This window comes from Burkholderia sp. AU44665, assembly GCF_030504405.1.
Taxonomy (GTDB): Bacteria; Pseudomonadota; Gammaproteobacteria; order Burkholderiales; family Burkholderiaceae; genus Burkholderia; species Burkholderia semiarida.
Genome location: NZ_JAUJRI010000019.1, coordinates 92325 through 105660, shown reverse-complemented (window position 1 = coordinate 105660; position 13336 = coordinate 92325). Strand labels below are relative to the sequence as shown.

The following is a 13336-nucleotide window of genomic DNA, read 5'->3' as shown; positions in this document are numbered from 1 at the left end:
CGGTACGTTGTGCCGCCGGGTTAGTTTAACCACTGGCCTTATAGAGGCTTGAGCCGTATGCGGGGAAACTCGCACGTACGGTTCTTAGGGGGCGGCGGCGCAGCAATGCGTCGTCGCTACCCGACTTGTGGGTGGCGTCATGCTCGCATCCTCCATTACTCCCGAATCCCTTCATCCGTCCCTCTGGCGCGGCTCGCAGCTCGCGCGCGGCGGTCCCCGCACGGTCGAAACGGGCTTCGCGCCGCTGTCCGCCGAGTTGCCGGGCGGCGGCTGGCCGGTCGGCGGTCTCGTCGAACTGCTGGCCGCGCAGCCCGGCTGCGGCGAGATGCGGCTGCTCGCGCCCGCGCTCGCCCGCACCGTCAGCGCGCGGCGGCCGCTCGCGCTCGTCGCGCCGCCGCAGGCGCCGCATGCCACCGCGCTCGCCAGTCTCGGGGTGCCGGCCGACGCACTGCTGTGGCTGCGCGCCGGCAGCCGCACCGATGCGCTGTGGGCCGCCGAGCAGGCGCTCAAGACCGGCTGTTGCGGCGCGCTGCTGCTCTGGCAGGACGCGCGGCCCGATGCGCTGCGGCGTCTGCATCTCGCGGCCGCGCGCACGGGCGACACGCTGTTCGTGATGCTGCGTCCGCTGTCGGTCGCGCGGCAGCCGTCGCCGGCCGTGCTGCGCGTCGCGCTGCATCCGGTGCCGGGCGGCGTATCGCTCGACATCGTCAAGCGTCGCGGGCCCGCGCGCAGCGAGCCGCTCGTGCTCGATTTGCCGTCACCCATCGTGGAGAGCCGCTATGCGCGTCTTGCTCGGCATCCATCTGCCGCGCCTGCCGCTCGACGTGTGCGTCCCGCCGCCGTCTGATGCAGCAGCCGGCGAGTCCAGCGAGGCCGGCTGTGCGGTGCTCGAGCAGGGTGTCGTGCTGATCGCCGATGCGGCCGCGCGCCGGCAGGGCGTACGTGCGGGCATGAAGCGCGGCGGCGTGCTCACGCTCGCACCCGCGACGCAGCTCGTCGAACGCGATCCCGCCCGCGAAGCCGATGCGCTGCGCGCGGTCGCGCTCGCGTTGCTGCGCTTCTCGCCGTGCGTCGCGCTCGACGACGAAGCCACGCTGATCGTCGACGTCGGCCCGAGCCTGCGCCTGTTCGGCGGCCTGCCGTCGCTGTGCCGCCAGGTGCGGGCGACGCTCGCGGCGCTCGGCTATGCGGTGCGCCTGTCCGCCGCGCCGACCGGGCGCGGCGCGTGGCTGCTCGCGCGCACGTCGGCCCGCGCCCGCATCCGGCGGCGTGTCGCGCGTCAGGCCTCGCTCGTCCGCACGCTCGACCGGCTGCCCTGTGTGCTGCTGCCCGATGCGCGCCCATATGCGGGCTGGTTCGACGGTCTCGGCTGCCGCACGCTCGCCGATCTGCGCCGCCTGCCGCGCGCGGGGCTGCAGCGGCGCTGCGGTCCCGCGCTGCTGGCCGTGCTCGATCGTGCATACGGTGAAGCGGTCGAGCCGCTTGCGTGGATGGCGGTGCCGCCGGTATTCGACGTGCGGCTCGAATTGGCGGAGCGCGTCGAATACGCGGAAGCCGTGCTGTTCGCCGCGCGGCGGCTCGTCGTGCAGCTATGCGGCTGGCTGGCCGCGCGGCAACTGTCGCTGGCCGCGATGACGTTCGATCTCGAGCACGAGCGCGGCCGTCAGGCCGTGCCGCCGACGCCGCTCGCGCTCGCGTTCGCCGCACCCGTGCGCGACGAGGTGCATTTCATGCGGCTGCTCGGCGAGCGGCTCGCGCGCGTCGAGCTGCCGGCCGCGGTGATCGCGGTGCGGCTGAAGGCCACGCGCGTCGAATCGGTCGCGCCGCCGGCCGACGATCTTTTTCCGGAGCCGGGCGGTACGCGGGAAACCCGCGAGCGGTTGCTCGAACTGCTGGTGGCGCGGCTCGGCGCGGACAACGTGCTGCGCGCGGCGCCCGTCGCCGATTACCGGCCCGAGGCCGCGAACCGCTGGCTGCCGCTCGATGCGCAAGCGGGCAAGCCGGTCGCCGGTCCGCCCGCTGCGCCGCCGCGTCCCGCGTGGTTGCTGGCCGAACCGTTGCCGCTGCTGATGCGCGGCGAGCGGCCGGTATTCCATACGCCGCTCCGGATGATGTCGTCGGCCGAGCGAATCGAAGCCGGGTGGTTCGACGGGCAGTTGATCGCACGCGATTACCACGTCGCGCAGGACGAAGAGGGCGCGTGCTACTGGGTATTCAAGGAGCGGACGAGCAGTCAGGCGGCCCCGCGCTGGTTTCTGCACGGTTTGTTCGGGTGAGCGGAGATGGTTGCGGAATTCAGTTTGCTGCCCGATTACGCGGAGTTGTTCTGCCGCTCGAATTTTTCGTTCCTGCATGGCGCGTCGCATGCGGAAGAACTGGTCGAGCGCGCGGCGGAACTCGGCTATCGCGGGATCGCGATCACCGACGAGTGTTCGCTCGCCGGCGCGCCGCGCATGCATGTCGCCGCGAAGGCGAAAGGGCTGCCGCTCGTCGTCGGTTCGTATTTCGACGTCACGCCGGATGAAGTCGCGCCCGGCCACGATCCGGGCCCCGGTGCGTTCGGGCTCGTGCTGCTCGCGCAGAACCGCGACGGGTACGGCAATCTCTCCGAGCTGATTTCATGGCGGCGGATGGCGGCGCCGAAGGGCACTTACACGCTGACGTCGCGGATGCTGTCGGCGCCGCCGGCGGAGTTTGCCCACTTGCGCGGGATGCCCGACTGCTTCGCGATCCTCATGCCGACGTATCCAGTGCGGGCGGACGTGCTCGATGCGCAGGTCGCCTGGTTTCGCGCGACGTTCGGCGAGCGCGCGCGGCTCGGGCTCGTGCAGTTGCAGCGTGCGCTCGACGGCGCGCAGCGCGACGAGATTCGTGCGGCCGGCAAACGGCGCGGCGTGCGGATCGTCGCGCTCGGCGACGTGACGATGCACCGGCGTTCGTGCAAGGCGTTGCAGGACGTGATGACGGCGATTCGCATCGGCATGCCGGTGGCCGAGTGCGGGTATGCGCTCGCGCCGAATGCGGAGCAGCATCTGCGTGCGCGTGGACGGATAGCGAAGCTGTTTTCGCCGCAAGAGATTGGCGAAACCTGCGCGATGCTCGATGCGTGCGATTTCGATCTCGGCAAGCTGCGCTACGAATATCCCGACGAGATCGTGCCGAAGGGGCTCACGCCGACGCGCTATCTGGAACAGGAAACCCGGGCGGGCGCGGCCGTGCGTTATCCGAACGGCATCCCGGAAAAGGTAGAGAAGCTGATCCGCCATGAACTCGACCTGATTGCGAAGCTGAGTTACGAACCGTTTTTCCTGACCGTCTACGACATCGTCAAATACGCGCGCAGCCAGAATATCCTGTGCCAGGGCCGCGGCTCGGCCGCGAATTCGGTCGTCTGCTATTGCCTCGGCATCACCGAGGTCGATCCCGATCAGAGCACGATGCTGTTCGAGCGCTTCATCAGCGAGAAACGGGGCGAGCCGCCCGACATCGACGTCGACTTCGAACATCAGCGTCGGGAAGAGGTGATCCAGCACATCTACGAAAAATACGGGCACGACCGCGCCGCGCTCGCGGCCGCCGTCTCGACGTATCGCCCGCGTGGCGTGCTGCGCGAAACCGGCAAGGCGCTCGGCGTCGATCCGATGCTGGTCGATCGGGTCGCGAAGGGGCATCGCTGGTTCGACGGCAGCCGCGATCTGCTGCAGCAATTCGCGTCGACCGGGCTCGATCCGGCGACGCCCATGATCAAGGCATGGGCCGAACTGGCGGGGCGCTTGCTCAATTTTCCGCGTCACCTGTCGCAGCATTCGGGCGGCTTCGTGATCAGTCGCGGCAAGCTCACGCGGCTCGTGCCGGTCGAGAACGCGGCGATGGACGGGCGGCGCGTGATCCAGTGGGACAAGGACGATCTCGAGGCGCTCGGGCTGATGAAGGTCGACGTGCTCGCGCTCGGCATGCTGTCGGCGCTGCATCGCGCGTTCGACCTGCGCACCGCGTGGCGCGGGCCGCCGGAACCGGACGGCGAACCGTTCACGCTGAAACACATTCCGCAGGATGACAAGGAAACCTACGACATGATCTGCCGTGCCGATACGGTCGGCGTGTTCCAGATCGAATCGCGCGCGCAGATGTCGATGCTGCCGCGGCTGAAGCCGCGCAACTACTACGATCTCGTCGTCCAGGTATCGATCGTGCGGCCCGGCCCGATCCAGGGCGGCGCGGTGCATCCGTACCTGAAGCGGCGCAGGATCGTCGCCGGCGAAGAGGAGGGCGAGGTCACGTATCCGAGCGACGCGCTCAAGGAAGTGCTCGTTCGCACGCTGGGTGTGCCGATCTTCCAGGAGCAGGTCATGCAGATCGCGATCGTCGCCGCGGGTTTTACACCTGGCGAAGCGGATGACTTGCGTCGCGCGATGGCCGCATGGAAGCGCAAGGGCAATCTCGAGAAATATCAGGACAAGATCATCAGCGGGATGCTCGAACGCAACTACACGCGCGAATTCGCCGAACAGATCTTCGAGCAGATCAAGGGCTTCGGCGAATACGGTTTCCCCGAAAGCCACGCGGCCAGCTTCGCGAAGCTCGCGTACGCGAGCAGCTGGCTCAAATGCCACGAGCCCGCGATCTTTCTCGCCGCGCTGCTGAACAGCCAGCCGATGGGCTTCTATCCGCCGTCGCAACTCGTGCAGGATGCGAAGCGCCATCGCGTGAAGGTGCTGCCGATCGACGTCACGCAAAGCGGCTGGGAAGCGTCGCTCGAGGCGCTGCCCGATCAGCCGCCTCCACATGGCCAACCGGCCGTGCGGCTCGGCCTGTCGCTCGTGCGCGGCCTTGGCGAAGCCGCCGCGCGGCGCATCGAAGCTGCCCGCGCCGCCGGCCCGTTCGACACCGTGAACAGCCTCGCCCGCCGCGCGCAGCTCGAACGCCGCGATCTCGAAGCGCTCGCCGCCGCGAACGCGCTCGCGACGCTTGCCGGCCATCGCCGCGATGCGTTGTGGCAGGCCGTCGCCGCGGCGCCGGAGCGCGACCTGCTGGCCGCCGCGCCGATCGACGAGGCGGAGCAGCCCGCGCTCGGCGCGCCGTCGGAAGCCGACGACATCCTCGCCGACTATCACACCACCGGCCTCACGCTGAACCGCCACCCGGTCGCGCTGCTGCGGCCGGCGCTGCGCGCGCAGCGCCTGTCGTCCGCGGCCGAGTTGCGCGACCGTCCCGACGGCCGGCTCGCGCGCGCGTGCGGGCTCGTGATCGCACGGCAGATGCCGGGCACCGCGAAGGGCGTGATGTTCATGACGCTCGAGGACGAAACGGGCTGCGTGAACGTGATCGTCCGGCCCGAGCTGCTCGCGCGGCAGCGCCGCGAAACGCTCGATTCGCGGCTGCTCGCGGCGTCCGGCGTGTGGCAGGTTGTGAGCGACGTGCGGCACCTCGTCGCGCAGCATTTCGAGGATCTGACGCCGTTGCTCGGCGGGCTGCGCACGTCGAGCCGCGAATTCCACTGACGCTTGCATCGCGCCGGCCTGCTCGGCAGGTGCATACCAGTTGGCCTAACTGGTTCTATTCCGGTCTCATCTTCACGCCCGAAATCTGGTCGAACCGTGCACTCGAACTGTCCCCTTGCATACCACTTCGGGTAAATCCCTATCCCGCACCGCATTGTAAACAAAGGCTTTCCCGCGACTAAAACGCTTGCCGTGCAAGGCTTTCGGCGGTTTCCGCGGCGCTAATACCAGTTCGTTGACTGGTATTATGGTGGTTATATAATGCATTCACTTTCGACGGTCCGAGATCGTCGTCCGACACGCGGAGGCACATGGAAACCGGCTGGGCCGAACTGGCGCCCGATCCCCTTGACGACACGCCGCTCTATCTGCAGCTCGCCCGCAATCTGGCGAGCGCGATCCACGCCGGCGCGTGGCGGGCTGGCGAGGCGCTGCCGTCGGAGCGGCTGCTGTCGGTGTCGGTCGGCGTATCGCGGATCACCGCGCGTCGTGCGCTCGCGCTGCTGGTCGAGCAAGGCCTGATCAAGCGGGCGCGCGGCGCGGGCAGCTTCATCACGCCGCGCGTCGCCGACCCGCTGTCGCGTCTCGTCGGCTTCACCGCGAAGATGCGGCAGCGCGGCTTCGTGCCCGATTCGGTGTGGCTGTCGCGCACGCTGCGCGCCGCGAGCCGCGACGAGCTCACGCATCTCGGCCTCGCGCCCGGTGCGACGGTCGCGCGGCTCGAACGGCTGCGCCGCGCGGACGGCATCGTGATGGCGGTCGAGCATTCGACGCTGCCGGCCGCGGTGGTGCCCGATCCGCAGGTGCTCGGCGCGTCGCTGTACGAATACCTCGAGGCGCGCGGCATGACCGTCGTGCGCGCGCTGCAGCACTTTCGCGCGGCGAACGCGACGCACGCGATCGCGAAATGGATGGCGGTGAAGCCGGGCTCGGCGCTCCTCGTGATCACGCGCATCGGCTACGGCGTCGACCAGCGCGCGATCGAAGTGACCGAAACGTATTGCCGGGACGACTACTACGACTTCGTCGCCGAACTGAAACGCTGACGCGCGAGACTGCCCGCGCACCCCGCGCGATCGCGATGGAACGCAATCGCGCGCAATGAATCGCAACGAATTGGCCAATCGCGACGCGGATGCCCGCGTCACCCGATCATCAAGAGACACGTCATGCTGACTGGCAACATCCTCACCCCCGACGGCTGGATTCACGGCTCGCTCGATAGCGAGAACGGCCGCATCACCACGCTGGACGGCACGCCCGTCGATCCCGCGACGAACGACGCGCCGTACATCCTGCCCGGCTTCATCGACCTGCACGTGCATGGCGGCGGCGGCGCCGACGTGATGGAAGGCGGCGACGCGATCGAAACGATCGCCCGCACGCATGCGCAATTCGGCACGACGAGCCTGCTCGCGACGACGATGACCGCGCCGCGCGACGAGCTGATGGAGGTCGTCGCGAATCTCGGCACCGTCGCGCGCACGCGCACGCCGGGCGGCGCACGGGTGCTCGGCGTGCATCTCGAGGGGCCGTACATCAACCCCGGCAAGCTCGGCGCGCAGCCCGACGCGGCCGTGTCGGCCGTGCTCGACGAAGTGCTGAAGTACCTGTCGATCGCGCCGATCCGCGTCGTCACGCTCGCGCCGGAAATCGCGGGCCACATCGAGATCATCGGCGAGATGGCCGCGCGCGGCGTGCGCGTGCAGCTCGGCCATTCGCTCGCGACCTACGACGACGCGGTCGCCGCGCTCAAGCACGGCGCGTGCGGCTTCACGCACCTGTTCAACGCGATGTCGCCGCTGCATCACCGCAACCCGGGCCTCGTCGGCGCGGCGCTCGCGCATGCCGAATACGCGGAAATCATTCCCGATCTGCTGCACGTCCATCCGGGCGCGATTCGCGCCGCGCTGCGCGCGATTCCGCGCCTGTACGTCGTGACCGACAGCACGTCCGCCACCGGCATGCCCGACGGCGAATACCGGCTCGGCAGCCAGCACGTGACGAAATGCCTCGGCGGCGTGCGGCTCGCCGACGGCACGCTCGCCGGCAGCACGCTGACGATGGACCAGGCGCTGCGCAACCTCGTGTCGCTCGGCCTGCCGATCGCCGACGTGTCGAACCGGATGTCGCGCTACGCGGCCGACTACCTCGGCATCGCCGATCGCGGCCGCCTCGCGCTCGGCGCATGGGCCGACCTCGCGGTGTTCGATCGCGACCTGAACCTCACCGCGACCTACGTCGAAGGAGAATCGATTGTCGAATATGCTTAAGGAAGCGCGCGAGTCCGCCCAGGTCGTCGCCTCGCAACTCGCCGACACCGCGCGCGTCGAAGCGCTCGCCGGCCAATTGCTCGATCACCCGCCGGCCGTCGCGCTGACGGTCGCGCGCGGCAGCTCGGATCATGCCGCCAGCTATTTCGCGAGCCTGACGATGAGCCGCCTCGGTGTGCCGGTCGCGTCGCTGCCGATGTCGGTCGCGACGCTGCAGCAGGCGCCGCTGAAGGTGCAGGATCAGCTCGCGATCGCATTCTCCCAGTCGGGCAAGAGCCCCGATCTCGTCAACACGATGGCCGCGCTGCGCGAAGCCGGCGCGCGCACGGTCGCCGCCGTGAACGTGCTGCCGTCGCCGCTCGCCGACGCGTGCGAGCACCAGTTGCCGCTGCTGGCCGGCCCCGAATTGTCGGTCGCGGCGACCAAGAGCTATATCGCGATGCTGTCGGCCTCCGCGCAGATCGTCGCGTACTGGCAGCGCGACGCCGCGCTCGTCACCGCATTGCGCGGCCTGCCCGACGTGCTCGCGCAGGCCGGCCGGCTCGACTGGTCGGCGGCCGTCGCCGCGCTCGCGGGCGTCGAGCGGATGATCGTGATCGGCCGCGGCCTCGGTCTCGCCATTGCGCAGGAAGCCGCGCTGAAGCTGAAGGAAACGTCCGGCATCCAGGCCGAGGCATTCTCGAGCGCCGAAGTCCGTCACGGCCCGATGGAGCTGATCGACCGCGACTATCCGCTGCTCGTGTTCGCGCCGCCCGGGCCGGAACAGGCCGGGCTGCTGCAGCTCGCCGCCGACATGCGCGCACGCGGCGCCGCCGTGCTGCTCGCGGCGCCCGCCGGCACGCCCGACGTAAAGGGCACCGTGCTGCCGCTCGCGCAGTCCGCCCATCCGGCGCTCGACCCGATCGCCGCCATTCTTTCGTTCTACGTGATGGCGGCGGATCTCGCCGTCGCGCGCGGCCGCAATCCCGATACGCCGCGCCACCTGAACAAAGTCACCGAAACGCACTGATAGCCGAGAAAGCCGATGAGACGCGCCGAGGAGTCCCAGTTGAAGAGCCCCACCCACGATCAGATCATCCTGCTCAGCCCGTTGACGGGGCCGATCGTCGCACTGGCCGACGTGCCCGATCCGGTGTTCTCCGGCGGGATGTTCGGCGACGGCATCGGCATCGACCCGCTCGCGGGCCGGCTCGTCGCGCCGTGCGCGGGCGTCGTGTCGCATCTCGCGCGCACCGGCCACGCGGTGACGATCACGACGCCGCAAGGCGCGGAAGTGCTGCTGCACATCGGCATCGACACCGTCGAGCTGAACGGGCAGGGCTTCATCGCGCACGTCGAAGCCGGCGCACGCGTCGAAGCGGGCGCGTTGCTGATCGAGTTCGACCAGGACGCGGTGGCGCGTCACGCGCATTCGCTCGTGTCGGTGATCGCGATCGCGAATTCCGATGCGTTCGAGGTGGTCGACCGCGCGAGCGGTTTCGCGACGGCCGGCGAGACGCCGTTGCTCGTGCTGCGCGGCAAGGGCGAAGCCGCCGCGCAGGCGGCGCAGGCCGGCGCGGCCGCGCACAACGAAGTGCGCCGCGAAATCGTGCTCGCGCAGCCGGGCGGCCTGCATGCGCGGCCGGCCGCGCGGGCGCGCGAAGCCGCGCGCGGGTTCGACGCGAGCGTCGACGTGCTGTTCGACGGCCGCAAGGCGTCGATCGCGAGCGTCGTCGGTCTGCTCGGTCTCGGCGCCGGCGAAGGCGCGACGGTCGAACTGGTCGGCCGCGGCGCGCACGCGCAGCAGGCCGTCGATGCGGTCGAGCGCGAGCTGCTGCGCGAGGCGCACGGCGAAGTGGAGGAAAAGCCGGCGCGGCTGAAATCGCCCGCGCCGCAAACCATCGTGCACGCCACCGGCGCGGCGCTCGACCCGAACACGCTCGCCGGCGTGTGCGCGGCGCCCGGCATCGCGGTCGGCACGCTGGTGCGTCTCGACGATGCGGACATCGTGCCGCCCGAACAGGCGTCCGGCACGCCCGCGTCCGAAAGCCGCCGGCTCGACCAGGCGTTGAAGGCGGTCGACGCCGAACTCGCCGAAACGGTTCGCAACGCGTCGGCGCGCGGCGCGGTCGGCGAGGCGGGGATTTTCGCGGTGCATCGCGTGCTGCTGGAAGACCCGACGCTGATCGACGCGGCACGCGACCTGATCAGCCTCGGCAAGGGCGCGGGCTTCGCGTGGCGCGCGACGATCCGCACGCAGATCGACACGCTGTCGAAGCTCGACGACGCGCTGCTCGCCGAACGCGCGGCCGACCTCCGCGACATCGAGAAGCGCGTGCTGCGTGCGCTCGGCCACACGAATGGCGCGGCGCGCACGCTACCCGACGAAGCCGTGCTCGCGGCCGACGAATTCACGCCGTCCGACCTGTCGTCGCTCGATCGCGAGCGCGTGACCGCGCTCGTGATGGCGCGCGGCGGCGCGACGTCGCACGCGGCGATCATCGCGCGGCAGCTCGGCATCCCGGCGCTGGTGGCGGTCGGCGATGCGCTGTACACGATTCCGGACGGCACGCAGGTCGTGGTCGATGCGAGCGCGGGCCGGCTCGAACACGCGCCGACCGCGCTCGACGTCGAGCGCGCGCGGCACGAGCGCCAGCGCCTGGACGGCGTGCGCGAGGCGAACCGGCAACTGGCCGGCGTTGCGGCCGCGACCGTCGACGGCCGCGCGATCGAGGTCGCCGCGAACATCGCGACGCTCGACGACGCGAACACCGCGGTCGACAACGGCGCCGATGCGGTCGGCCTGCTGCGCACCGAACTGATGTTCATCCACCGCCAGGCCGCGCCGACGGTCGTCGAGCACCAGCAGAGCTACCAGTCGATCGTCGACGCGCTGCAGGGCCGCACGGCGATCATCCGCACGCTCGACGTCGGCGCGGACAAGGAAGTCGACTACCTGACGCTGCCGCCCGAGCCGAACCCGGCGCTCGGGCTGCGCGGCATCCGTCTCGCGCAGGTGCGCCCCGATCTGCTCGACGATCAGTTGCAGGGCCTGCTCGCGGTGAAACCGTTCGGCGCGGTGCGCATCCTGCTGCCGATGGTGACCGACGCGGGCGAACTCGTGCGGCTGAGGAAGCGCATCGACGAATTCGCGCGCGCGCAGGGCCGCACCGAGCCGATCGAGGTGGGCGTGATGATCGAGGTGCCGTCGGCCGCGCTGCTGGCCGACCAGCTCGCGCAGCATGCGGATTTCCTGTCGATCGGCACCAACGACCTCACGCAATACACGCTCGCGATGGATCGCTGCCAGGCCGATCTCGCCGCGCAGTCCGACGGCCTGCATCCGGCCGTGCTGCGCCTGATCGACATCGCGGTGCGCGGCGCCGCGAAGCACGGCAAGTGGGTCGGCGTATGCGGCGCGCTCGGCGGCGATCCGCTCGCGGTGCCGGTCCTGGTGGGCCTCGGCGTGACCGAGCTGTCGGTCGATCCGGTGGCGGTGCCGGGCATCAAGGCGCGTGTGCGCCGTCTCGATTACCAGTTGTGTCGTCAGCGCGCGCAGGATCTGCTCGCGCTCGATTCGGCACAGGCGGTAAGGGCAGCAAGCCGCGAGGTCTGGCCGCTCGACTGAGCGTCGACGGCGGGCTCGCGGCCCGTTTTACTACGAAAGCAATTAGGTCAACGACGCTTAACGACGAGACATGGATTGGAGGATCGAATGGACGGGAATCCGTTTCTGAAAATACAGGGCCTGGGCCGGGCGCTGATGCTGCCGATCGCGGTATTGCCGGTCGCCGGCATCCTGCTGCGGCTCGGCCAGCCGGACGTGTTCAACATCAAGATGATCGCCGACGCCGGCGGCGCGATCTTCGACAACCTGCCGCTGCTGTTCGCGATCGGCGTGGCGGTCGGCTTCGCGAAGGACAACAACGGCGTGGCGGCGCTCGCGGGCGCGATCGGCTACCTGATCGAAACCGCGATCATGAAGGACATCGATCCCAAGCTGAACATGGGCGTGCTGTCCGGGATCATCGCGGGTGTCGTCGCGGGGCTGCTGTACAACCGCTACAAGGACATCAAGCTGCCGGACTACCTCGCGTTCTTCGGCGGCAAGCGGTTCGTGCCGATCATCACGGGGCTGGTGTGCGTGATATTGGGCATCGCGTTCGGGTACGTGTGGCAGCCGATCCAGCATGCGATCGACGCGGCCGGCCAGTGGCTGACGACGGCGGGCGCGATCGGTGCGTTCGTGTTCGGCTTCCTGAACCGGCTGCTGCTCGTCACGGGCTTGCACCACATCATCAACTCGCTTGCATGGTTCGTGTTCGGCAACTTCACGCCGCCGGCCGGCGGCGAAATCGTGCACGGCGACCTGCACCGCTTCTTCGCGGGCGATCCGACCGCGGGCACCTTCATGGCCGGCTTCTTCCCGATCATGATGTTCGGCCTGCCGGCCGCGTGTCTCGCGATGCTGCACGAAGCGCCGAAGGAGCGCCGCGCGATGGTCGGCGGCCTGCTGTTCTCGATGGCGCTGACGTCGTTCCTGACCGGCGTGACCGAGCCGATCGAATTCAGCTTCATGTTCCTCGCGCCGGTGCTGTACGTGATCCACGCGGTGCTCACCGGGCTGTCGCTCGCGATCTGCCAGATCCTCGGCGTGAAGCTCGGCTTCACGTTCTCGGCCGGCGCGATCGACTACGTGCTGAACTACGGGCTGTCGACGAAGGGCTGGATCGCGATCCCGCTCGGCATTGCGTACGGCGTCGCGTACTACGGGCTGTTCCGCTTCTTCATCCGCAAGTTCAACATGGCCACGCCGGGCCGTGAGCCGGCCTCGGCCGATGCGGCCACGGAATCGTACGCATCGGGCGGCTTCGTCGCGCCGGCCGCGGGCGCGGCTGCAACGGCCGCCGCACCGCGCGCGCAACGCTACATCGCCGCGCTCGGCGGGGCGGCCAACCTGTCGGTCGTCGACGCGTGCACGACGCGCCTGCGCCTGAGCGTCGTCGATCCGGAAAAGGTATCGGAGCCGGAACTGAAGTCGATCGGCGCACGCGGCGTGCTCAAGCGCGGCGGCAACAGCGTGCAGGTGATCATCGGGCCGGAGGCCGACATCATCGCCGACGAGATGCGCGCCGCGATCGGCAGCGGCGCGGCAGCGACGGCGCCGGCCGCCGCCGCGCAGCCCGTCACGGGCGCGGCCGCCGGCCCGCTCGATCCGGAGCCGACGCGCTGGCTCGCGGTATTCGGCGGCGCGACCAACGTCGTGTCGCTCGATGCGGTGGCCACCACGCGCCTGCGCGTGGTCGTGCGCGATCCGTCGGCGGTCGATCGCGAGCGTCTCGGCGCGCTCGACGTCGCATGGGTGTCGCTCGACACGTTCCACATCGTCTGCGGCAACGCGGCCGCACGCTATGCCGAACAGCTCGGCGCGCGCCTGCCGCCGTCGGGCGGCGGGGCGGCGGCACAACCGGCGTGAGGCGGTGAAGCCGGCCGGAGCCGCGTGGCGGGTCCGGCCGGGGATGAAACGAAAAACGGCTTGCGACGCGTACGTCGCAAGCCGTTTTTTCTTTCGCGCGGGCAATG

General features: G+C 69.8%; 8 protein-coding genes. All 8 read left to right on the top strand.

What is annotated here, in order from left to right:
• Window positions 1-139: 139 nt before the first annotated feature.
• Window positions 140-847: a translesion DNA synthesis-associated protein ImuA gene (imuA, locus tag QZM15_RS27420; RefSeq protein ID WP_060966623.1), complete on the top strand. Its 708-nt coding sequence runs from the start codon at window positions 140-142 to the stop codon at window positions 845-847.
• The gene (locus tag QZM15_RS27415; protein WP_302107611.1) at window positions 780-2276 is read left to right on the top strand and encodes a DNA polymerase Y family protein; all 1497 of its coding nucleotides are present in this window, start codon (window positions 780-782) and stop codon (window positions 2274-2276) included. Before imuA ends, QZM15_RS27415 begins: the two co-directional genes overlap by 68 nt.
• A 6-nt stretch (window positions 2277-2282) precedes the next feature.
• Window positions 2283-5501, top strand: coding sequence for an error-prone DNA polymerase (locus QZM15_RS27410; RefSeq protein ID WP_302107610.1), 3219 nt, complete (start codon window positions 2283-2285; stop codon window positions 5499-5501).
• Window positions 5502-5812: 311 nt separating this feature from the next.
• Window positions 5813-6547, top strand: a complete 735-nt coding sequence (locus QZM15_RS27405; protein WP_059575605.1) for a GntR family transcriptional regulator — start codon at window positions 5813-5815, stop codon at window positions 6545-6547.
• 123 nt (window positions 6548-6670) lie between these two features.
• The gene (gene nagA / locus QZM15_RS27400) at window positions 6671-7774 is read left to right on the top strand and encodes an N-acetylglucosamine-6-phosphate deacetylase (RefSeq protein ID WP_099316839.1); all 1104 of its coding nucleotides are present in this window, start codon (window positions 6671-6673) and stop codon (window positions 7772-7774) included.
• Window positions 7767-8783: an SIS domain-containing protein gene (locus tag QZM15_RS27395; RefSeq protein ID WP_302107612.1), complete on the top strand. Its 1017-nt coding sequence runs from the start codon at window positions 7767-7769 to the stop codon at window positions 8781-8783. Before nagA ends, QZM15_RS27395 begins: the two co-directional genes overlap by 8 nt.
• 15 nt (window positions 8784-8798) lie before the next feature.
• Window positions 8799-11381 carry a phosphoenolpyruvate--protein phosphotransferase gene (gene ptsP / locus QZM15_RS27390; protein WP_302107609.1) on the top strand — a complete coding sequence of 861 codons (2583 nt, stop codon included), beginning with the start codon at window positions 8799-8801 and terminating at the stop codon, window positions 11379-11381.
• 87 nt (window positions 11382-11468) lie between these two features.
• Window positions 11469-13229 (top strand): N-acetylglucosamine-specific PTS transporter subunit IIBC, encoded by a 1761-nt coding sequence (gene nagE, locus QZM15_RS27385; RefSeq protein WP_180278213.1) that lies wholly within the window; start codon window positions 11469-11471, stop codon window positions 13227-13229.
• Window positions 13230-13336 lie beyond the last annotated feature (107 nt).